Here is a 20,295-nt window from a genome sequence, read left to right as displayed (position 1 = left end):
CGAATCGCGGTGTTATCAGTTCAGTCGAGCCACCGGATCTCGGTCCGGCCGTCGTGGCCGTGGACTCGGATCGCGTCCTCGATCCCGCCGGGGTAGGAGGCGTGGCCGTTCATCCGCGCGTCGACGTCGTTGCCGTCGTCGTTGAGCCACTGCAGCTCCACGTAGCCGTTTGGGAACTCGACCCCGACCGCGACGACGCCCGTCCCCGAGACCCCCGACTCGTCCTCCTTCCTGACGAGGTCGAACCGCCGCACGTCGGTCGCGTCGGTCATCCTTCCCCCGTTTTTCGTGTGGGATTCCCTAACTCTGTCGCTCCCTCGGGAACCCTACCGCTCGAACTCCGCCGTTACCCTGATATCGCGCGAGGAGCGGCCCACCTCGACGGTGTAGGTCCCGGGGTCGGTCGTCCACCCCTCCTCGGGGTCGTACCGGGCGAACGCCCGCTCGTCGAGCTCCACCTCGACCCGCTGGGACTCCCCCGAGTCGACCTCGACGGACTCGAACCCGGCGAGCTCCCGGACGGGCCGCTCGACCCCCTCGGGTGCGGCCGGGGGCCGGACGTACGCCTGGACCACCTCGCGGCCCGCCCGCTCCGAGGCGTTCTCGACCTCGACCCCGACGGTCGAGCCGTCGGTCTCCACCTCGCCGTAGCGGAACTCGGCGTAGGACTTGCCGTGGCCGAAGGGGTAGGCGGGCTCGGTGTCGGTCGCGTCGAAGGCCCGATAGCCGACGAAGACCCCCTCGTCGTAGCGCGCCTCGTCGTCAATTCCCGGATACCGCTCCTCGTCGGCGGTCGGGTACTCCTCCTCGGCGCCGAAGCTGACCGGGAGCCGGCCCGAGGGGTCCCGATCGCCGTAGAGCACCGACGCGATCGAGCTTCCGTCGGCCTGGCCGGGGTACCACGCCTCTAGGACCGCCGCGACCTCCTCGCGCCAGGGCAGCTCGACGGGTCCACCCGAGTTGACGACGACCACCGTGCGGTCGTTGGCGTCGGCGACGGCCTCGACGAGCTCGTCCTGCTCGCCCGGCAGGCGGAGGCTCTCGCGGTCCCGCCCCTCGGTCGTGGCGTCGCGGACGAACACCACCGCGACGTCGGCCGCCTCCGCGGCCGCGACCGCGTCGGACAGCGAGGGTTCCGGGCGCTCCTCGTCCGCGTCGTCCGCCTCGCCCCCGTCGCCGTGGCCGCCATCGACGAAGGGCAGGAGGTCGAACAGTGAGAGGTCCTCGATTGCGTCGATTCCCCGCTCGACGGTCACCGACCCCTCGGCTCGGTTCTCGATCCCGTCCCGGGGAGCGACCGAGCGGAACGGCGTCGTCTCCGAGGAGCCCCCGCCGCCGAGCTTCGGCTCGCCGACGTTGGGGCCGATCACGGCGACCGTGGCGTCCTCGTCGAGCGGGAGGAGAGCGTCGTTCTCCAGCAGGACCGTCCCGCGGGCGGCGACACGCTCGGCGAGCGCGCGGTGCTCGGGCGTGTCGAGCGCCCCGTCGTCGCGCTCGCCGTCGAGCGCTCCCGTTCGAGCCATCGCGCCGAGGACACGTCTCACCATGTCGTCGAGGCGCTCCTCGGGGACCTCGCCGCTCCCGATGGCCTCGGCGAGCGGCTCGCCGAACAGCCCGGCCTTCGTCCCGTCGGGGATCCCGTCGATCGAGCCCATGTCGACCTCCTCGCCCTCCGGGGCCGCTACTGGAACGCCGGGCATTTCCAGGTCGAGTCCGGCGTTCGCCGCGCCGACGGTGCTCTCGATCCCGTACCAGTCTGAGACGACGTAGCCGTCGAACCCCCATTCGCCCTTGAGGACGTCGGTCAGCAGCCGCCGGTGGTCGCTCATGTGCGTGCCGTTCACCCGGTTGTAGGCGGTCATCACCGAACCGGCCCCGGCCCCGACGGCCGCGCGAAAGGCCGGCAGGTAGAGCTCGCGAAGCGCCCGTTCGCCGACCTCGGCGCTGACCTCCGTGCGACCGGTCTCCTGGTTGTTCGCGACGTAGTGTTTCGCCGTCGCGACCACGCTTTCGCCCTCGATCCCGGCGACGAGTTCCCCCGCGAAGCGCGCGGCGTGGTGGGGGTCCTCCGAGAGGTACTCGAAGTTCCGGCCACAGTTCGGCACCCGCAGCAGGTTCATGCCGGGCGCGAGCAGCGCGTCCTGCCCGTGGGCCTTCGCCTCGCGGGCCATCGCGGCCCCCTGCTCGCGTGCGAGATCGGGATCGAACGTCGCCGCGAGCGAGAGCGAAGCCGGGAACGCCGTCGAGCGTTTCCCTTCGGCACGCACCCCGAGCGGGCCGTCGACGAGCCTGAACGAGGGAATGTCGAGGCGCTCGACGTCCGGGACGTAGCCCGTCGCCGTTCCGTCGGGGTCTTCGGCCCCTCGAACGAGCCGTAGCTTCTCCTCGAGCGTCAGTTCGTCCACCAGTTGATCGACGCGGTCCATATGTCGGTCCGTTGTGCGACTCGACTGTTAGGTGTTGAGATCCCGGCACCTCGAACCGCGTTCGCTCGGCCGACCTCGCGACCCGTCGACCGCCGCCGCCGACCCGCTACGCCGTATCGTACTCGCCCAGTACCGACTTCAGGGCGGAGGAGAGCTCCTCGAACCGGTCGATGTCCATCGAGTCGGTCGTCACCCAGACGCCGTGTTCGCCCTCGATGACGCGGGTGAGAAAGCCGTACTCGAACATCCGGATCGTCGCGCCGTACTCGCCCAGCTGGGTGTCGCGGTAGGCCGACTGGGAGCGAAAGCCCATCCGCTCGTGGTCGGCGAAGCCGACGAGGTCGGCCGTCCGCTCGAGGTCGCTTCGCAGATACACCTGCTCGACCTCCTCCTCCGTGAAGTAGGTGACGCTGCGCAGCTCGTCGCCCACCGTGGTTCGACACACGCTGATCAGCTCGTCGACCTGCTCGGGGTCGATGGCCCTTTCGTCCATACTACCACCCCGACCGCGAACCGCAATAGTATGACGGTGTGGAATGATGACGTTTCACTTACTACCGTCCGTCTTCCACGATCGTCCCCCAAATTACGGGGCGGATCATGACGACTTCATTATATTCCGATCGATGATCAACGAAGTGTCAACGTTCCATAGGACTTTTACCGTTCGGGCGTATATTAACTCGTGTATGAGTAAAGCAGAGAACTACCGATTGCTCGCACAGGACGCGAAGAAATGGGCCACGAAGAAGGTCAACGGCAGCGAGCGGCATTACTGAGCCAGCGCGCTTCCATTCGACTCTGTCAGTCGTTCGCTTCGACCCCCGAACGGACGGGCCATGAGATCCTCCCTGCCGACAGGACCGATCGGCAGAGAGGCCCCATCTTCCTGGTTTTCGACTCCGTCTCGTCACCCATGGCGATAAGCTCGCCCCCCGACTCGCTACCGATCGAGTCCTGTTCGGATTCGACGACAGCGCGAAACGGCGTTTCGTTGGCAATCGACTCGCTACTCTTCGTCGACGACAACGAGAGACTCGCTAACGCTCGTCTCTCTGGCCGTCGAGTCCTACTCGGACTCGACGACTTCGATCCCGCGGTTGTTCACCGCGCTGGGATCGAGTCCGACCTCCTCTAAGAACTTCTTGTACTCGCGCTCGCACTGTTCGCCGGCCTTCTGGCGCTCGGAGGCCCGGTCACAGAGCGCGACGAGGTCCTCGGGAACGTCGTTCGTGTGGACGATCCAGTGGTTGATCAGGTCGCTCAGTCGGCGGATCGGGCTGGTGAAATGCCCATAGATCTCGAAGTTGAGCGCGTGGTGCCCGCCGAAGGGGTCGTTCATGTACTGGGCGCGGGGCATCACCTTCATCACCGCCCACTGGATCTTCCCCAGCTGTCTGCCGGGCGCCTCCTCGAGGGTGGCGTTGACGGCCATCCGGGGGTCGTCCCAGGCCTCGCCCGGGATCGAGACGCCGTCGAGCTCCTGGATCTCCTGGAGCGCCTTGTCCCACTCGTCGGGGCTGGGCTGGGGGTGAACGCGGTACATGGCCTCGACCCCGCGGCCCCACATCAGCTCGTGGGTGACTGCTTTGTTCGCCTTCAGCATGCACTCCTCGATGATCGTGTGGGCGCGATCGCGCGCCGGGTTGAGCACCAGAGAACCGTCCTCCTTTCGCTGCTCGTGCATTCGGTCGGCCACCTCGTGGACCAGCACGCACTCCTCGTGAAGCGGCGCGTCGGGTTCCTCGAGGCGCTGTTCGGCCTGCGCGTAGGTCAGGCGTTCGTCCGACTCGATCACCGACTTGTAGATTTCGATCTCCTCGTAGCCCAGGGTCTCCTTGTCGAGGTGCATCTCCACCGTATGTGCGAGCCGGTCCTCGTTGGGGACCAGCGAGCAGACCGTCTCGGCGAGGATCGGCGGCAGCATGTGGACGGTGTAGGCGGGGAGATAGACGGTGTTGGCCCGCTCGACGGCCGAGGACCACATCGAGGTCTCGGGGGTGACGTAGTGGGTGACGTCCGCGATGTGGACCCAGAGCACGTACTCCTCCTCGCGCTCCTCGATGGAGATCGCGTCGTCGAAGTCCTGGGCGTCGATCGGGTCGGTCGTCCAGGTCGTCATCTCCCGGAGGTCGCGGCGCTCGTCGACCTCCTCCTGGATCTCCGTCTGGATGTCCTCGGTGCGGGCTTCCGCCTCCTCGATCACCTCGGGCGGGAACTCGTCGGGGATCTCGAACTTCTCGAAGAGCTCCTCGCGTTTGTTCTCGAGGTGGCGGGCCATCTCCTCGTCGATCTCGACGGGGCCCTGGCCCTCGACGGTGCCGGCCTCGGACTGGGCGTCGCTCATAGCGCGGCCTCCTGCGTGTTCATGCCTTCGCCTACGAACGAAAGGAAAGTATAGGTGTCGCCTACCGCTCGCGCTCGCGTTCCGACACCGAGCCGTAACGCTCCTCGACGAGCGCGCAGTACCACGAGAGGAACTCCGCCTGGGGGTGGCTGCCGGCGTTGATCTCGACGAGCAGCCCCTCGAGCTCCTCGCGGGGCTGGTGACAGAGGTCGCGATAACAGCCCTTACAGAGGTGTTCGAACTCCTTGCCGTCGCGATCCCAGCGATCGCCGTACTTGTCGTATTCGCGCGCCTCGGACCTGCCGACGGAGCTTCCACAGGCGATGCAGGTGACCGTCCGCTGGCCCTGATTGTGGGGGCCCCACATACCGACACAGAGGGAAGGGGGCCACTTAGCACTTTTCGCGCCGTTCCGAGACGTTCGCCGCCGGGGTTTAGTGTGCGAGGCGCCTCCCTCCGGCCATGGCATCGACCGAGGAGTTCGAGGCGCTGCGCGAGCGGGCGATCGAGGGGCTGGAGGACGACGACGTCGTCTCGCTATACGTCGGGCTCGTCCACGAGGAGGGGCGGGACGCCTACTACTTCGCGAACGACGTCGACGACGAGGAGCTCCAGGAGATGGCCGCAAGACAGCTGGGCATGCTCACCCGGGTGCTCGCGACCAAGTCCGACCTGAGCCTCGAGGAGGTAACGGACCTCGCACTGGAACAGGCCGACGAGATGGGGCTCCAGCCGTAGGGCGGAACGGATCGTTTATTGACGAGCCCCGAGAGAACCCCCGTATGGAGATCTCATCCCGCCACCACCTGCGCAGCGACGAGGTACGAACGCTCGAGGAGCGCGTCGAGGACGCGCTCGGCGTCTCGCTCGACGGCGACGCCTACGAGCTCGTCGAGCTCGCCGACAGCCCGTTCGACCTCGTGCTCGTCGACGGCGATCCCGACGCGCTGTACTACGAGGACGAGCCCTTCGTCACCGTCCGCGGGGCCAACGCCTACGAGCCCGCACGCGGGATCGTCACCGTCGACGCCGGTGCGGTCTCGTTCGTCTCCGACGGCGCCGACGTGATGCGCCCCGGCATCGTCGGGGCCGACGACTCGATCGCCGAGGGCGACCTCGTGGCGATCGCAGAGGAGTCCCACGGGAAGGTGCTCGCGATCGGCCGGGCGATGACCGCGGGCGACGAGATGGTCGGCGACTCGGGGAAGGTCGTCGAGTCGATCCACCACGTCGGCGACGACCTCTACACCTTCAGCGTCTAGAGCGACTCGACGAACCGGTAGCCGTCCCGTTCCATCCCCTGTTCCTCGTAGAACTCGTGGGCCCGCTCGCGGTCGATCGCCGAGCACAGCACGAGCGACTCGTAGCCCTCCTCGCGCGCGCGATCTTCGAGGCGCTTGATCAGCTCCCGACCGAACCCCTCCGAGCGCCGGTCGGTGGCGACGACGGCGTCCCGGATCCGGACGTGTTTGCCGTACCAGACGTCGAGGTCGGGGTAGACCCCGACGGCCGCGATCGGCTCGCCGTCCTCGCGGAGCGCGAACAGCTGGTACTCCCGGTCGCGCAGCCGCCGGCGGTAGTCGAGGAACTCCTCGCGGCCCATCTCGGGCCAGAAGGGTTCCATCACGGGCCAGGCGGCGAGCCAGTCGTCCTCGGTCTCGAGCTCCACGAACTCCACCGATCGGTCCTCCTCAGTCCGTCCGTCGGCGCGTGTTTCAGTCGTCATAGGGGTCGTAGGTCGCACAGAACGAAAACCCCCTCGCTCGTCTGACGCAAGAACTATACGCGCCCGGGCGGACCCTCGGCTATGGGGTTTATGGACAAGCTGCTGGGCGAACAGGGCACCCAGCGCCGGAGCCGAGGACGGAGCGTCGAGGACTACGCCGAGGTCGACGTCGGCGACCTCGCGGCGGCCCCCGACGAGGCGGGCACGCAGGTACACATCGCCGAGATCGACGGCCAGCGCGATCTCATCGCGATCAAGGACGCCATCTACGACGGCGACGTCGTCGTCGCCGATATCGTTCGTCTGCGGACGACCGACAGCACGGTCGAGCACGTCATCGACGAGCTCCGACAGGTCGCCGACGAGGTCAACGGCGACATCGTCCAGAAGGGCGACGACCAGATCATCGTCACGCCGACGGGCGTCTCGGTCAACCGCAGCAAGCTCGGGCGCTGATCAGCCCCGCCCGCCCTCCGAGCGGTCGATTCCCATGATGCTCTCGGGCTGATCGACGCCGAGGCTCTCGCCGCTCTCGGGCGCGCGGACCGTTATCTCCTCTATCTCGGGCCACTGCAGCAGCTCGGCCTCGATGTTGCCGGTGGTGATCTCGCTGACCTCACAGCCCCGACAGCCCCCGCCCAGCTCGATGATCACCTCGCCGCCGGGCTCGGCCTTCCGGACGGCGCTGGTCCCCCCGTGCATCTGGATGATCGGCATCTGTTTTACGAGCCACGTCTCGACCCGGGACTCGAGGTCCTCGGCGTCGTCGGGCTCGCCGGTGTCGGTGCTCATTGCCGGACCTAGGCCGCCAGGACTCGAAAGGGTTTGGGTCCCACCCGCCACCGTCCCCGTCGGGGGAGCTCCGGCCGCATCCGGGCGTGATCGCCGGTTCCGCCGATCGAAGCCCTGGTGCAGGACCTCAGCTTCGCATTCGGCCCCGGTCACCGGTGCCGCCGGTCATCGCGCTCGCGATCGCCCCGTGGAGCACGACGTCGTCGCCGAGCGTCGTCAGCTCGATCTGCGGGATGTTGACGAAGACCATCTCATCGAGCTGCTCGCGGATGGGGTCGAGCGTGAGTTCGGGGTTGTTGATCGCGACCGCGCCCCCGACGTAGACCACCAGCGGCGCGTAGGCGTGGACGAGGTTCGCGACGCCCATCGCGTTCCAGTGGCCGAGCTGCGTGATCACGTGGCGCGCGAACTCGTCGTTCTCGGCGTTCTCGAAGACGTCCACGGCCGAGAAGTCGGGGTCGGCGATCGGGAGGGCGGTGTCGATCTCCCGGGCGTCCTCGTAGAGCAGGCGGGCGTACTCGGGGATGTTGTTGCCCGAACAGTACGCCTCCCAGTGGCCGTCGTGGCCACAGCCACAGGTCCGGCGTCCCTCGGGGTCGATCGTCATGTGGCCGACCTCGCCGGCGTTGCCGTCCCAGCCCGAGAGGACGTTGCCGTCGACGCAGACCCCGGCGCCGATCCCCGAGGAGATGGTGAGATACACCATGTCGTCGGGGTTGCGCTCGGCGTGGAAGCGCTCGCCGATGACGCCCGCGATGGTGTCGTTGTGGAGGTAGACCCGCTCGGAGCCGATCAGCTCCTCGACGGGGCCGGTCAGCGGGACCGTCTCGACGGTATCGGGGAGGTTCGCGGGGCTCTCGATCGTCCCGGCCGCCAGATCGAACGGGCCGAAGCTGCCGATCCCGGCCGCCTCGACCGCCCGGGGGTCGACATCGGCCGATCCGCAGGCTTCCCGGAGGGTGCGAAGGACGGCCTCGGTCACGTCGATCCCCGTCGGACCCTGTGGGGTCTCACGCCGGGCGACCGCCAGTATCTCTGCCTGCTCGTCGGCGACCGCCGCCCGGATGTTCGTCGCCCCGAGGTCGACGCCGGCGTAGTGCGCCATTACTTCCGAAACGACCCGCGCGCCACTTAACTGCATAGATTCGACGAACTGATGGTGGATACGCTATCCATGCACAGTCCGGGTCGTGTTTTATCCCCCTCGGCGCCCTCGTTCGGGGTATGGCAACCGACGACCGGACCCGACCGACCGAGGACGACGAGGGGAAGAACGTGGTCGACTCGACCGGCGAGCGGATCGGCATCGTCAGCGCCGTCGAGGGGGGGACGATCCACGTCGAGAGCGACCCCGGGCTCACCGACAGCCTCAAGGCGACGCTGGGCTGGGGGGACACCGAGGACACCCAGACCATCGAGGGCTCGCACGTCGCGGAGATCACCGACGACACGATCCATCTGGCGGCCGACGACCCCGCCGCGACCGCCGTCGACACCGAGGACGTCTCGGAGGGCGACGCCGCCGCGGGCTCGACGATCGCGGGCGATACGGGCACCGGGACGGGCCACGAGGAGAACGCCACGACCGACCGCGACGACCTCCCGCCGGAGGAGCGAGACGACGACCCCGTCGACGGCGACATCTCGGGCGACGAGACCGCCGCCGAGATGGACGACGCGGGCGACGTCACCGACGAGCGGACGATCGACGAGGGCGGCGCGGGCGCCATGGGCGACGAAGGGGTCTCCGAGCGAAGCGAGGACGACGCCGCCGATGAGATGGGCGTCCCCGCCGGCGACGACCCCGACCCCGACGACGTCGGCGGGATGGAGGGTCGCGACGCCAACGAGCGCCCGCCGGCTACCGAGGACACCCCCGGACGTGGCGACGTCCAGGACGCCCAGACCGACGCCCCTCGCGGCGAGGAGGACGTCCAGGACCCGGTCCCCGAGGAGCCACGCGATGCGGAGGACGTCCGGGAGACGGCCGGGGAGCTGGACCCCGAGTCGGAGGCCGACCCCGAGGACCAGCCCTCGACGGGCGAGGCCGCGACCCGCGGGGCCGAGGAGGACGCCGACCTCGGGCGTGACGACGAGGACGAGGACGACCTGCTCTGAGGGTCAGTCCCGGACGAACGTGACGGGACAGGGCGAGGAGAGCATCACTTCCTGTGCGGTGCTGCCGAAGACGGCCTTGCCGGTCGGGCTGCGCCGCCGGCCGCCGACGATCACGCGGTCGGCGTCGACCTCCTTTGCGAGCTCGACGATCGTCTCGCCACGATCGCCGATCGAGCCGCTGATCTCGTAGTCGACGTCCGCGGCGTCGAGCGACTGGGCGATGGTTCGAGTCGTCACGTGTCGCGAGGCGACGTCGCTCGGGTCGGGGCTGTCGCTCGCGTCGAAGTCGAGCCGGTCGACCACCTGGTCGAACTCCCGGTCGGTGAAGACGTGCGAGAGGATCACGGTCGCGCCCGTCGGCTCCGCGACGTCGATCACGGTCTCGGCCAGGCGCTTGGCCCGGTCTTCGTCCTCCTGTCCGATCGCCAGTAGGATGGTTTCGATCGCCATATCGCCCCGTACACGCCCCGCAGTTATAAACATGGGTCGACATCGACAAGGGCTATGCGGCCGGGGGCCAAGCGGGGCCATGATCGAGCCCGACCTGGAGGGGCGGACCGTTCTCGTGACCGGCAGCGCGATCGGCCTCGGGCGCGCGTTGACCCTCGCCTGCGCCGAGCGGGGAGCGGACGTCGCCGTCCACTACAACACCAGCGAGGGCGCCGCCCGAGAGGTCCGCGAACACGCCCGCGAGGCGGGCGCGGAGGCGACGACGGTCCGGGCCGACGTCACCGACCCCGGGGCCGTCGACCGGCTCTTCGGGACCGTCGAGGACGCGCTCGGCCCGGTCGACGTGCTCGTGAACAACGTCGGCGCGTTCGCCCCCCAGCACTGGGAGGAGATGGAGTTCGGGACCTGGCAGCGAGTCATGGAGACCAACGTCAACGCCACCTACCTCTGCTCGAAGCGCGCGCTGCCGGGGATGCGCGAGCGGGGCTGGGGCCGGATCGTCAACGTCGGCTACGCCTCCGCCGAGAAGGGACTGACCAACCCCAAGAACGCCCCCTACTTCATGGCGAAGACGAGCGTGCTGCAGTTCACCCGGATGCTCGCCGCCGACACCGAGTCCGATGGAATCACCGTCAACGCCGTCTCCCCCTACGTGATCGAGAACTCCGACGAGTTCCCCGACGAACTCCCTCGCGACCGTCCGGCGAGCTTCGAGGACGTCGTCCAGGCGGTCTTCACCTTCCTCGAGGAGGGAAGCGACTACATCAGTGGCGCGAACCTCGAGGTCTCGGGCGGCTGGCTGCCGGAGGACGTCTGACCGTCCGCACACCCGAGGCGCGAACTGGTTCATAGATATCCATTTATATGCACTAGAGTGCCATATAGTCCATCGCTGGATCCGGTCGGCGGTCGTTCGCGTACCAACACATATTAATACCAACACTGATTCCAACAGGTCATGCGAAGTAACCGCAAACGATCGGTGGGACGTCGACGGATGCTGCAGCTGCTCGGGACGGGCGTCGCATCCGCGGGGATCACGGCGACCGCCGGCTGTCTGGGCGGGGACGGCGACGACGAGGACGAGGTCGAGGAGTTCGTCGTCACCCAGGGGGAGTTCATCGAGAACACCGACCCGAACGACCACAATGCGACGCCGTACTACAACGTCCTGGATCAGGTCTACGAGCCGCTCTTCAACGTGACCGACGACGGCGAGATCGAGGAGCGGGTCGTCACCGACTGGGAGCACCCCGAGGACGGGGTCGTCGAGCTGACGATCCGCGACGACGTCGTCTTCCACGAGGGCGAGGAGCTGGTCGCGAGCGACGTCGCCTACACGATCAACCGCCAGATCGACGAGGACGTCGGCATCGTCAGCGACCAGGTCGCCGGCATGACCGCCATCGAGGGCGCCGAGGCCGACGGCGACACCACGGTGCTCGTCGAGCATAGCGCCGCCGAGTCGCTCGCGGAGTTCCAGCTCGCGAACTTCGCGCGGGCGGTCAACGAGGAGTGGATGGAGGGCCAGGACCAGCCGGTCGATGGCGAGATGAACGGCACCGGCCCCTACCAGCTCGAGGAGTACGAGTCGGGCGTCCAGGCGGTCTACACCCGCTTCGACGACTACTGGGGCGACGAACCCGCCTTCGAGACGGTCCGGTTCAACGCCGCGGCCGAGTCGAGCTCGCGGGTCGGCGGGCTCCAGGCCGACGAGAGCGACCTCGTGGTCAACGTCCCGCCGACGGACGTCGAGACCGTCGACACCGAGGACGGGATCGAGGTCCGCAACGTCACCAGCTTCCGGAACATCTTCCTCGTGATGAAGAACGAGGTCGAGCCGTTCGACAGCCAGGAGTTCCGCCAGGCGCTGAACTACGCCGTCGACAACGAGGGGATCATCGACAGCGTGCTCGGCGGGTTCGGCGCGCCGATGACCCAGCCCATCCCGGAGGGGCTGTTCGGCTACAACCCCGAGCTCGACCCCTACGAGCAGGACCAGGAGCTCGCCGAGGAGCTGATCGAGGAGAGCGGCTACGCCGGCGAGGAGATCACCCTCCAGTCGATGGAGGGCCGGTACCTGAACGACGCCGAGGTCGCCCAGACCGCCGCCGACCAGATCGACCAGCTCGGGAACGTCTCCTGTGACTTCGAGACGGTCCCGTTCGACCAGATCTCCGACGCCGCGGGCGAGGGGCCCGACTTCGAGGAGATCCCCTTCTTCCTGATCGGGTGGGGCAACCCGACGGGCGACTCGGACTACGGGCTCTCGCCGTGGTTCACCAGCGGCGGCGGGCAGTTCAACTTCCGCGACGAGGAGCTCGAGGAGCGCCTGATCGAGAGCCAGCAGGAGGACGACGAGGACGAGCGCGAGGCGCTGCTCCAGGGGATCAACGCCGACCTCCGCGAGGAGGCCCCGTGGGTGTTCCTCCATCTCGAGGAGAGCATCTACGGCGTCCGCGACGACCTCGAATGGGAGCCCCGTCAGGACGAAAGCATCTACATCGACGAGATGGGGCTGTAGCCCCGGGATCGAAAACGTATTGCTGATCAACTGATACGGTTCGCACACTTCGATGTCATTCGGGAAGTTTCTGAGCAAACGGATACTACAGGGGGTGATCGTCGTCTGGGGGGTCATCACGGGGACGTTCGCCCTTCGGGCGGCCTCGCCGGGCGATCCGGTCAACCTGATCGTCGACCCGGCGGCCAGCCCCGAGCTCCGCGAGCGGATCCGCGAGGAACTCGGGCTCAACGAGCCGCTGTACGTACAGTACGCAGACTATCTCGGGGGGATCCTCACCGGCGACTTCGGCTACTCCTATCAGTCGGGCCAGGACGTCCTCCCGTTGGTCGTCCAGCGCCTCCCGGCGACCCTCGAGCTGGCGGTCGCGGCGACGGTCGTCGCGATCGTCATCGCGATCCCGCTGGGCGTGGTCAGCGCGACCCGGCGCAACCAGCCCGCCGACTACGGCGCGACGCTGTTCTCGCTGGTGGGCATCAGCACGCCGAACTTCTGGCTGGGGATCATGCTGATCCTCGTGCTCGCGGTGCAGTTCGGGATCTTCCCGACGGGCCAGCGCCCCGTCGGCTTCGCCGAGGCGATGGGGACGTTCGTGACGACGCTGCACGCCGACGAGCTGCTCACCTGGGTCCGGCATATCACGCTGCCGGCGATCGCGCTGGGGACCTACTTCACGGCGCTGATCACCCGTCTGACCCGCAGTGGGATGGTCGACGAGCTCGGGAAGCCCTACGTCACCGCGACGGAGGCCAAGGGGCTGCCGGCGGTGCTCATCAGGTACAAACACGTGTTGCGAAACACCATGATCCCGATCATCACCGTTCTGGGCCTCCAGCTGGGAACGCTGATCGGCGGGGCGGTGATCACCGAGACCGTCTTCGCCTGGCCCGGCCTCGGGCTGCGCCTGATCAACGCGATCTACACGCTCGACTGGCCGCTCATCCAGGGGATCATCATCGTCATCGGCGTCGGCTTCGTACTGATCAACATCGTCGTCGACTCGCTGTACGCCTATCTCAACCCGCGGGTGATCGACGAGTGATCTCCGATCGGCTGAAGTCCAACCTGAAACGCGAGTTCGGCCGGAGCCTGCTCGCGAAGCTCGGGCTCGCGATCGCGGTCGTCATCGTCTTCATGGCACTGTTCGCGCCGGTGCTCGCGACCCACCACCCCGGAACGACCGGGCAGTTCGACGAGCACGGCAACTCCTACCCGCCGTGGGGGGTCAGCCACGACACCCACACCTGGGAGGAGGGCGAGACCGGCCAGGAGCGGGTCTCCTACACGGTCGAGCCGAGCTCCGAGCACTACCTCGGGACGAACAACATCGGCCAGGACGTCTACTCGCGGGTGCTGTTCGGCGCGCGCACCTCGCTGCTCGTCGGGGTGATCGGGACCGGGCTGGCGACGCTGTTCGGCGTCCCCTACGGGCTGATATCGGGCTACTACAGCGGCCGGGTCGACGACGCCATGATGCGGGCCGCCGACGTCATGCTCGCCTTCCCGTCGCTGGTGCTCGCGATCGCGCTGATCGGCGTCTTCGGCGCGGGCACGCAGCTCATCCCCGACCCGATCGTCAGGGCGGGCTTCGCCGAGGGGATGCCCGAGAACGCGATCCTCCCGGGGACGGTGACGCTGGTCGTCGCGCTGGTCAACTGGGTCTGGTTCGCCCGGGTTGCCCGCGGCGAGGCGCTCTCGATCCGCGGCGAGGAGTACGTCAAGGCCGCGAGAAGTCTCGGAGCCAGCAACTGGACGATCCTGTTCAAGCACGTTCTGCCCAACAGCCTCACGCCGATCATCGTGCTGGCGACGATCCAGGTCGCCGCGATCATCCTGCTCGAGAGCTCGCTGTCGTATCTGGGCTTCTCGGGGACGACCCTCTCGTGGGGCTACGAGATCCAGCAGGGCCAGGACTACCTCGCGACCGCCTGGTGGATCGCCACCATCCCCGGGATCGCGATCCTGCTGGCGGTGGTCAGCATCAACCTGCTGGGCGACTGGCTTCGCGACTCGCTGGACCCGAACATCGGCGGGGAGGGGGGTGTCTGAGATGGCCGAGGACGTCCTCCGCGTCGAGGGGATCTCGACGCGTTTCTTCACCGAGCAGGGCCAGGTCAACGCCGTCGAGGACCTCGACCTGCGAATCGAGCGCGGCGAGGTCTTCGGGATCGTCGGCGAGAGCGGCTCCGGGAAGAGCGTCACCGCCCGCTCGGTGATGGACCTGATCGACTCGCCGGGCCGGATCACCGAGGGCGCGATCCGCTATCGCGACGCCGATCTGGCCGCGGCGGTCCGCGAGGACCACCCCGAGGCCGTCGACGGCGAGTTCGTCGACCTGCTCTCGGTGCCCGAGGCGGTCCGCCGGTCGCTGCGTGGCTCGTCGTTCAGCATGATCTTCCAGGACCCGATGAGCAGCTTCAACCCGAGCCTGACGGTCGGCGAACAGCTCGCGGAGGCCGCGGAGGTCCAGCGCCGCGCCAGCGCGAACCCGCGTTCGACCCGCGCGCGGACGACGTCCGCGGAGTACTCGCTCGGTTCGTACGCGCTCTCGACGCTCATGCCCTCGAAACGCTACGTCTCGAGCGAGAGCCGCGACCGCGCGGTCGAGCTGCTGGAGATGGTCGGCATCCCCGACCCCGCGAAGCGCGCCGAGGAGTACCCCCACGAGTATTCGGGCGGGATGCTCCAGCGCGCGATGATCGCCCAGGCGCTCGCGGGCGAGCCCGACGTGCTGATCGCCGACGAGCCGACGACGGCGCTCGACGTGACGATCCAGGCCCAGATCCTCGACCTGCTCGCCGACCTCCAGGCCGAGACCGACATGACGATCCTGCTGATCACGCACAACCTCGGCGTCGTCGCCCGGATGTGCGACCGCGTCGGCGTGATGTACGCCGGCGAGATCGTCGAGCGGGGCACCCTGGGGGACGTCTTCGACGACCACGTCCACCCCTACACCGAGGGGCTGCTCGGGAGCGTTCCCGACCTCCAAGGAGCGGCCGGCCGCCTCGAACCCATTCCGGGCAACGTCCCGAGCCTGCTCGACCACGAGATGGGCGATCGCTGCTACTTCGCCGATCGCTGCCCGAAGGCGATGGAGGAGTGTCTCTCCCACCCGCCGGAGTACGACGCGGAGGGCTCGGGCGAACACCAGGTACGCTGCGTGCTCGCCGAGACGGAGTACGACGAGGCGCGGGCGCTGCCCGATGGCTACTTCGAGGACGGAAACGGATCGACCGGGGCCGTCGATTCCGAACGGCCGGAGCACGACGCGGCCGAGGAGCCCGAACCGGAGGTGGAGGGCCGATGAGCGCCGACGACCCGCTGGTCCGCGTCGACGGCCTCCGCAAGTACTTCTGGGAGCAGGACTCGGTCATCGACCGGCTCATGCGCCGCGAGCCGGTCCCGGTCCGCGCGGTCGACGGCATCAGCTTCGACGTCCGGCGCGGCGAGACGCTGGGGCTCGTCGGCGAGTCGGGCTGCGGGAAGTCGACCGCGGGCGAGACCCTGCTCGGCCTCCAGGAGCCGACCGAGGGCCGCGTCGACTTCGAGAGCGAGGACGTCTTCGGGATGGGGAGCGACGAGCGCGACGCCTTCCGCCGGGAGGCCCAGATCGTCTTCCAGGACCCCTTCTCCAGCCTCGACCCACGGATGACGATCGGCGAGAGCGTCGCCCAGCCGCTCGCGATCCACGACGTCGGCTCGAAGGCCGAACGCCGCGAGCGCGTCGAGGAGCTGCTCGAGCGGGTGGGGCTGTCGGCCGACCAGTTCGACCGCTACCCCCACGAGTTCTCGGGCGGCCAGCGCCAGCGCGTCGGCATCGCCCGCGCGCTCGCGCTCGAACCCGAGTTCGTCGTCCTCGACGAGCCCACGAGCGCGCTCGACGTCTCGGTGCAGGCCCAGGTGCTCAACCTGCTCGACGACCTCCAGGAGGAGTTCGACCTGACCTACCTGCTGATCAGCCACGACCTCTCGGTGATCCGCCACGTCTGTGACCGGGTCGCGGTGATGTACCTCGGCGAGCTCGTCGAGATCGGGCCCGTCGCGGAGATCTTCGAGGAGCCCAACCACCCCTACACCGAGGCGCTGCTCGAGAGCGTTCCCCGGGCCTCGACCGACGAGCGCCACCGCGAGCGCGAGACCATCTCCGGGGACGTCCCCTCGCCGCGGGACCCACCCTCGGGCTGTCGGTTCCGCACCCGGTGTCCAAAGGTGATCCCGCCCGAGGGGTTCGACGCCGACCAGGGGCTCTACCGCGAGCTGATGACGTTCCGCCAGCGCGTCGAGGGCCGCGACATCACCGTCGAGGCCGTCGGCGACGACGACTTCGAGGTGACCGACGAGGGCGTCCCCGAGGAGGACGTCCCCGCGTTCGTCGAGAGCGTCACGGACCGGCTCTTCGACCACGAGCTACCCGCGCCCCACGACGCGATCGTCGAGGAGGCGCTCGCCGCGGTCGCAAAGCGGGACTGGGAGGCCGCCGAGGCCCGGCTCCGAGAGGAGTACGAGAGCGTCTGCGAGCGGGAGAACCCCGCGCTCACCGGCGAGCCCCACCCCGCCGCCTGCCACCTCCACGGCCCCCGGTAGGCGGGGAGGCCGTTCGGCTAGCCCGCGATCCGGCATGACCGATCGTGTGGTTTCTGTCCGTCGCGTGACTTATACGACCCGCGGGCGAAGATCCGGCGTATGGAGACCGTACCGAACCCGAGCCGTCGCTCGCGTGATCGCACGGAGGTGGCGCCTCGATGGCGGAGCTGACGGGCCTGTTCTCGCCCGGCCGGGTCGCGGTCGTCGGCGCGACCCCCCGGGAGGGGGCGGTCGGCCACGCCATCACGTCGAACCTGATCGAGGGCTTTTCCGGCGAGGTCGTCGGCGTCAACCCGAACCACGACGAGGTGCTCGGCGTCGACTGTGTCGATTCCCTCGCCGACGCCGGCGACCCGGACCTCGCGGTCGTGGTCGTCCCGCCGGGGATCGCCGTCGACGCGGTCCGCGAGGCCGGCGAATGCGGGGTGGGGGACGTCGTCGTCATCACCGCCGGCTTCGGCGAGACCGGGAGCGAAGGGGCGACCCGCGAGCGCGAGCTCCGCGAGGTCGCCGAGGAGTTCGACCTGAACCTCGTCGGGCCCAACAGTCTGGGCGTAATGAGCACCCCCGTCGGGATGAACGCCACCTTCGGGCCGGACGACGCCCTCGAGGGGAGCCTCTCGTTCATGAGCCAGTCGGGCGCGTTCATCACCGCGGTCGTCGACTGGGCCAACGACCAGGGGATCGGCTTCAAGGACGTCGTCTCGCTGGGCAACAAGGCGGTGCTCGACGAGGGCGACTTCGTCGAGGCGTGGAACGACGACGAGGAGACGGACGTGATCATCGGCTACCTCGAGGGGATCTCCGAGGGCCGGGAGTTCATCGAGACGGCCCGCGAGGTCACCCGGGAGACGCCGGTCGTGCTCGTCAAATCGGGGCGGACCGACGCGGGCGCGCAGGCGGCCTCCTCGCACACGGGGACGATCGCCGGCTCCGAGCGAGCCTACGAGGCCGGCCTGGAACAGGCTGGGGTCCTCAGGGCGGAATCGGTCCAGGAGCTGTTCGACTCCGCGCAGATGCTCGCGAACCAGCCCCTACCCGCGAACGAGTCGATCGCCGTCATCACCAACGCGGGCGGCCCCGGCGTGATGTCGACCGACGCGGTCGGCGACTCGCGGCTCTCGATGGCCTCCTTCTCGGAGGACACCCTCGATAGCTTCCGCGAGGCGCTGCCCGCGGAGGGCAACGTCCACAATCCCGTCGACATCGTCGGCGACGCCGACGTCGAGCGCTTCACGGGCGCGCTCGAGGCGGCGCTCGCGGACCCGAACGTCGGGATGGCCCTCGTCCTCTCGGCGCCGACCGCTGTGCTCGATTACGAGGAGCTGGCCGAACGGACCGTCGAACTGCGCGAGAAACACGACAAGCCCGTCGCGGCCTGCTTCATGGGCGGCGAGCGGGTCGCACCCGCGGCCGAACTCCTCCGAGAAGCCGGCATCCCCAACTACTTCGACCCCGCCCGCGCGGTCGAGAGCCTCGACGCGCTCGCGGAGTACCGTGAGATCCGGGGGCGAGAGTACGACGACCCGACGGAGTTCGACGTCGACCGCGAGCGCGTTCGGGAGCTGCTCGACCGCGCCGAGCAGCGGGGCGACAACCGGATCGGCGTCGAGGCGATGGAGATATTGGAGGCCTACGGCATCCCGATCCCGGACGGGGAGGTCGTCTCGGACCCCGCCGAGGCAGAACGCGTCGCGGGGTCGATCGACGGCGAGGCCGTGATGAAGATCGTTTCTCCTGATATCATGCACAAGTCGGACATCGGCGGGGTGAAGGTCGGCGTTCCCGAGAGCGAGGTCTACGACGCCTACGAGGACCTCGTGACCCGCGCGCGCAACTACCAGCCCGACGCGACCCTGCTGGGCGTCCAAGTGCAGGAGATGGTCGACCTCGATTCGGGGGTCGAGACCATCGTCGGGATGAACCGCGACCCGCAGTTCGGCCCGCTTCTCCTCTTCGGCCTGGGCGGGATCTTCGTCGAGACCCTCGAGGACGTGACCCTCCGGGTCGCGCCCGTCAGCGAACGCGAGGCGGACGCGATGATCGACGAGATCGACGCCGCGCCCCTGTTGCGGGGCGCCCGCGGGCGCGAGCCCGTCGACGAGGCGGCGATCACCGAGACGATCGGACGCCTCTCGCAGCTCGTGACCGACTTCCCCGAGATCGTGGAACTGGACATCAACCCGCTGGTCGCCACTCCCACTGGAACGACGGCCATCGACATCGCCCTCACCGTAGAGCAATGACCCGAACCGTACTCATCACCGGCACCGAGGACAGCACAGGAAAGACCGCGATCGCGCTCGCGCTCGGCCAGTTGGCGGTCGAAAACGGCCTGAGCGTCGGCTACATGAAGCCCAAGGGCACGCGCCTCCAGAGCAACGTCGGCAAGACGATCGACGAGGACCCGATGCTCGCCCGGGAGCTGCTCGATCTGGACGCGGAGATGCACGAGCTCGAACCGATCGTCTACTCGCCGACGTTCGTCGAGCAGGCGATCCGGGGACGCGAGAACCCCGCGCAGCTGCGCGAGACGGTCCGGGAGAACTTCGAAGCGCTCGCCGCCGAGAAGGACCTGATGCTCGTCGAGGGCGCGAGCGACCTCGACGTCGGCGGGATCGTCGACCTCACGGACGCCGACCTGGCCGAGCTGCTCGACGCCGAGGTCGTGCTGGTCTCGCCGTTCGAGACCGCGGGCGACGCCGACGCGGTCCTCGGGGCCGCAGACCGGCTGGACGAGCGCCTCTCGGGCGTGATCTTCAACGCCGTCGCCGACGCGAGCTTCGATACGCTCGACTCGGACGTGATCCCCTTCCTCGAGGGGCGGGGGATCCCGGTCTTCGGCGCGCTCCCGCGGACACAGGAGCTCGCGGGCGTCACCGTCGGCGAGCTCGCCGACGAGCTCGGCGCGGAGCTGCTGACGAGTGCGTCCACCGACGAGTTCGTCGAGCGATTCCTCGTCGGCGCGATGGGCGGGGACTCGGCGCTCCGGCACTTCCGGCGCACCCGCAACGCCGCGCTGATCACCGGCGGGGACCGCTCGGACGTTCAGACGGTCGCCATGGAGGCCTCGGGCGTGAAGTGTCTCGTCCTCACCGGTGGGCTCCGCCCCTCCAGCGCGGTGATCGGCACCGCAGAGGAGAAGGGCGTTCCGATCATGGCCGTCCAATCGGACACCCTCGCGACGATCGACCGCGCGGAGGACGTCGTCCGCCGGGGACGGACCCGCAGCCCCGAGACGGTCGAGCGCATGCGGGCGTTGCTCTCGGAACACGCCGACAGCGGGGCAATCGTCGACACCGAGTAGGCCGCTCGAGCCGGATCA

At 68.6% G+C, this 20,295-nt stretch carries 21 protein-coding genes; 12 read left to right on the top strand and 9 right to left on the bottom strand.

Annotated features, from left to right (window positions below; genetic code table 11):
* Window positions 1-20: 20 nt before the first annotated feature.
* The 5 genes from WOA58_RS08360 to WOA58_RS08340 all read right to left on the bottom strand — a co-directional run bounded on the left by WOA58_RS08360 (window position 21) and on the right by WOA58_RS08340 (window position 5,140).
* Window positions 21-272 (bottom strand): hypothetical protein, encoded by a 252-nt coding sequence (locus WOA58_RS08360; RefSeq protein ID WP_340603727.1) that lies wholly within the window; start codon window positions 270-272, stop codon window positions 21-23.
* A 54-nt stretch (window positions 273-326) separates the two neighbouring features.
* Window positions 327-2,426, bottom strand: a complete 2,100-nt coding sequence (locus tag WOA58_RS08355) for a beta-glucosidase family protein (protein WP_340603726.1) — start codon at window positions 2,424-2,426, stop codon at window positions 327-329.
* A gap of 106 nt (window positions 2,427-2,532) precedes the next feature.
* Window positions 2,533-2,919 carry a DUF7522 family protein gene (locus WOA58_RS08350; protein ID WP_340603725.1) on the bottom strand — a complete coding sequence of 129 codons (387 nt, stop codon included), beginning with the start codon at window positions 2,917-2,919 and terminating at the stop codon, window positions 2,533-2,535.
* Window positions 2,920-3,495: 576 nt separating this feature from the next.
* Window positions 3,496-4,773 (bottom strand): ribonuclease R family protein, encoded by a 1,278-nt coding sequence (locus WOA58_RS08345; RefSeq protein WP_340603724.1) that lies wholly within the window; start codon window positions 4,771-4,773, stop codon window positions 3,496-3,498.
* 61 nt (window positions 4,774-4,834) lie between these two features.
* Complete coding sequence (locus WOA58_RS08340; protein ID WP_340603723.1) at window positions 4,835-5,140, bottom strand: DUF7562 family protein; 306 nt, start codon at window positions 5,138-5,140, stop codon at window positions 4,835-4,837.
* Between the two features lie 95 nt (window positions 5,141-5,235).
* On the opposite strand from WOA58_RS08340, the gene WOA58_RS08335 reads away from it, so the two are divergent.
* Window positions 5,236-5,511, top strand: a complete 276-nt coding sequence (locus WOA58_RS08335) for a hypothetical protein (RefSeq protein ID WP_340603722.1) — start codon at window positions 5,236-5,238, stop codon at window positions 5,509-5,511.
* A gap of 44 nt (window positions 5,512-5,555) precedes the next feature.
* Window positions 5,556-6,035 carry an RNA-binding protein gene (locus tag WOA58_RS08330; RefSeq protein WP_340603721.1) on the top strand — a complete coding sequence of 160 codons (480 nt, stop codon included), beginning with the start codon at window positions 5,556-5,558 and terminating at the stop codon, window positions 6,033-6,035.
* Here the strand turns inward: WOA58_RS08330 and WOA58_RS08325 are convergent.
* Window positions 6,032-6,499 (bottom strand): GNAT family N-acetyltransferase, encoded by a 468-nt coding sequence (locus WOA58_RS08325; protein ID WP_340603720.1) that lies wholly within the window; start codon window positions 6,497-6,499, stop codon window positions 6,032-6,034. The two genes, WOA58_RS08330 and WOA58_RS08325, sit on opposite strands and share 4 nt — an antisense overlap.
* Window positions 6,500-6,580: 81 nt before the next feature.
* Here WOA58_RS08325 and WOA58_RS08320 point away from each other — a divergent pair, with 81 nt between their 5' ends.
* The gene (locus WOA58_RS08320; RefSeq protein WP_340603719.1) at window positions 6,581-6,955 is read left to right on the top strand and encodes a cell division protein SepF; all 375 of its coding nucleotides are present in this window, start codon (window positions 6,581-6,583) and stop codon (window positions 6,953-6,955) included.
* On the opposite strand, the gene WOA58_RS08315 is transcribed toward WOA58_RS08320, so the two are convergent.
* Entirely contained in the window at window positions 6,956-7,291 is a 336-nt protein-coding gene (locus tag WOA58_RS08315; protein ID WP_340603718.1) for a NifU family protein, read from the bottom strand. It abuts the gene before it with no gap.
* A 127-nt stretch (window positions 7,292-7,418) separates the two neighbouring features.
* On the bottom strand, window positions 7,419-8,396 hold the full coding sequence (locus tag WOA58_RS08310; protein ID WP_340603717.1) for an ROK family protein: 978 nt from the start codon (window positions 8,394-8,396) through the stop codon (window positions 7,419-7,421).
* 119 nt (window positions 8,397-8,515) lie between these two features.
* Here WOA58_RS08310 and WOA58_RS08305 point away from each other — a divergent pair, with 119 nt between their 5' ends.
* Complete coding sequence (locus WOA58_RS08305) at window positions 8,516-9,409, top strand: putative sodium/potassium/calcium exchanger (RefSeq protein WP_340603716.1); 894 nt, start codon at window positions 8,516-8,518, stop codon at window positions 9,407-9,409.
* 3 nt (window positions 9,410-9,412) lie between these two features.
* On the opposite strand, the gene WOA58_RS08300 is transcribed toward WOA58_RS08305, so the two are convergent.
* Window positions 9,413-9,859: a universal stress protein gene (locus WOA58_RS08300; protein WP_340603715.1), complete on the bottom strand. Its 447-nt coding sequence runs from the start codon at window positions 9,857-9,859 to the stop codon at window positions 9,413-9,415.
* A gap of 79 nt (window positions 9,860-9,938) precedes the next feature.
* Here WOA58_RS08300 and WOA58_RS08295 point away from each other — a divergent pair, with 79 nt between their 5' ends.
* The 8 genes from WOA58_RS08295 to WOA58_RS08260 all read left to right on the top strand — a co-directional run bounded on the left by WOA58_RS08295 (window position 9,939) and on the right by WOA58_RS08260 (window position 20,277).
* On the top strand, window positions 9,939-10,676 hold the full coding sequence (locus WOA58_RS08295; protein ID WP_340603714.1) for an SDR family NAD(P)-dependent oxidoreductase: 738 nt from the start codon (window positions 9,939-9,941) through the stop codon (window positions 10,674-10,676).
* A 180-nt stretch (window positions 10,677-10,856) separates the two neighbouring features.
* A complete protein-coding gene (locus tag WOA58_RS08290; RefSeq protein WP_340603713.1) occupies window positions 10,857-12,383 on the top strand; it encodes an ABC transporter substrate-binding protein in 1,527 nt (508 codons plus the stop codon).
* Between the two features lie 52 nt (window positions 12,384-12,435).
* Window positions 12,436-13,425, top strand: a complete 990-nt coding sequence (locus WOA58_RS08285; RefSeq protein WP_340603712.1) for an ABC transporter permease — start codon at window positions 12,436-12,438, stop codon at window positions 13,423-13,425.
* Complete coding sequence (locus tag WOA58_RS08280) at window positions 13,422-14,432, top strand: ABC transporter permease (RefSeq protein ID WP_340603710.1); 1,011 nt, start codon at window positions 13,422-13,424, stop codon at window positions 14,430-14,432. Before WOA58_RS08285 ends, WOA58_RS08280 begins: the two co-directional genes overlap by 4 nt.
* Window position 14,433: 1 nt before the next feature.
* Window positions 14,434-15,693: an ABC transporter ATP-binding protein gene (locus WOA58_RS08275; protein WP_340603708.1), complete on the top strand. Its 1,260-nt coding sequence runs from the start codon at window positions 14,434-14,436 to the stop codon at window positions 15,691-15,693.
* Window positions 15,690-16,970, top strand: a complete 1,281-nt coding sequence (locus WOA58_RS08270; RefSeq protein WP_340603707.1) for an ABC transporter ATP-binding protein — start codon at window positions 15,690-15,692, stop codon at window positions 16,968-16,970. The genes WOA58_RS08275 and WOA58_RS08270 overlap by 4 nt, the downstream gene beginning before the upstream one ends.
* A gap of 158 nt (window positions 16,971-17,128) precedes the next feature.
* Window positions 17,129-19,216 carry an acetate--CoA ligase family protein gene (locus tag WOA58_RS08265; protein WP_340603706.1) on the top strand — a complete coding sequence of 696 codons (2,088 nt, stop codon included), beginning with the start codon at window positions 17,129-17,131 and terminating at the stop codon, window positions 19,214-19,216.
* A complete protein-coding gene (locus tag WOA58_RS08260) occupies window positions 19,213-20,277 on the top strand; it encodes a phosphotransacetylase family protein (RefSeq protein ID WP_340603705.1) in 1,065 nt (354 codons plus the stop codon). The genes WOA58_RS08265 and WOA58_RS08260 overlap by 4 nt, the downstream gene beginning before the upstream one ends.
* The last annotated feature ends 18 nt before the right edge of the window (window positions 20,278-20,295 follow it).

The organism is Halalkalicoccus tibetensis (genome assembly GCF_037996645.1).
GTDB lineage: Archaea > Halobacteriota > Halobacteria > Halobacteriales > Halalkalicoccaceae > Halalkalicoccus > Halalkalicoccus tibetensis.
This window is presented reverse-complemented; position numbering and strand designations above follow the sequence as displayed.

Coding starts and splice junctions, on each gene's coding strand:
- WOA58_RS08295 (WP_340603714.1), top strand. CDS start 9,939: ATGATCGAGCCCGACCTGGAGGGGCGGACCGTTCTCGTGACCGGCAGC.
- WOA58_RS08290 (WP_340603713.1), top strand. CDS start 10,857: ATGCTGCAGCTGCTCGGGACGGGCGTCGCATCCGCGGGGATCACGGCG.
- WOA58_RS08360 (WP_340603727.1), bottom strand. CDS start 272: ATGACCGACGCGACCGACGTGCGGCGGTTCGACCTCGTCAGGAAGGAG.
- WOA58_RS08285 (WP_340603712.1), top strand. CDS start 12,436: ATGTCATTCGGGAAGTTTCTGAGCAAACGGATACTACAGGGGGTGATC.
- WOA58_RS08315 (WP_340603718.1), bottom strand. CDS start 7,291: ATGAGCACCGACACCGGCGAGCCCGACGACGCCGAGGACCTCGAGTCC.
- WOA58_RS08320 (WP_340603719.1), top strand. CDS start 6,581: ATGGGGTTTATGGACAAGCTGCTGGGCGAACAGGGCACCCAGCGCCGG.
- WOA58_RS08300 (WP_340603715.1), bottom strand. CDS start 9,859: ATGGCGATCGAAACCATCCTACTGGCGATCGGACAGGAGGACGAAGAC.
- WOA58_RS08355 (WP_340603726.1), bottom strand. CDS start 2,426: ATGGACCGCGTCGATCAACTGGTGGACGAACTGACGCTCGAGGAGAAG.
- WOA58_RS08275 (WP_340603708.1), top strand. CDS start 14,434: ATGGCCGAGGACGTCCTCCGCGTCGAGGGGATCTCGACGCGTTTCTTC.
- WOA58_RS08325 (WP_340603720.1), bottom strand. CDS start 6,499: ATGACGACTGAAACACGCGCCGACGGACGGACTGAGGAGGACCGATCG.
- WOA58_RS08310 (WP_340603717.1), bottom strand. CDS start 8,396: ATGGCGCACTACGCCGGCGTCGACCTCGGGGCGACGAACATCCGGGCG.
- WOA58_RS08305 (WP_340603716.1), top strand. CDS start 8,516: ATGGCAACCGACGACCGGACCCGACCGACCGAGGACGACGAGGGGAAG.
- WOA58_RS08270 (WP_340603707.1), top strand. CDS start 15,690: ATGAGCGCCGACGACCCGCTGGTCCGCGTCGACGGCCTCCGCAAGTAC.
- WOA58_RS08330 (WP_340603721.1), top strand. CDS start 5,556: ATGGAGATCTCATCCCGCCACCACCTGCGCAGCGACGAGGTACGAACG.
- WOA58_RS08265 (WP_340603706.1), top strand. CDS start 17,129: ATGGCGGAGCTGACGGGCCTGTTCTCGCCCGGCCGGGTCGCGGTCGTC.
- WOA58_RS08345 (WP_340603724.1), bottom strand. CDS start 4,773: ATGAGCGACGCCCAGTCCGAGGCCGGCACCGTCGAGGGCCAGGGCCCC.
- WOA58_RS08350 (WP_340603725.1), bottom strand. CDS start 2,919: ATGGACGAAAGGGCCATCGACCCCGAGCAGGTCGACGAGCTGATCAGC.
- WOA58_RS08335 (WP_340603722.1), top strand. CDS start 5,236: ATGGCATCGACCGAGGAGTTCGAGGCGCTGCGCGAGCGGGCGATCGAG.
- WOA58_RS08340 (WP_340603723.1), bottom strand. CDS start 5,140: ATGTGGGGCCCCCACAATCAGGGCCAGCGGACGGTCACCTGCATCGCC.
- WOA58_RS08260 (WP_340603705.1), top strand. CDS start 19,213: ATGACCCGAACCGTACTCATCACCGGCACCGAGGACAGCACAGGAAAG.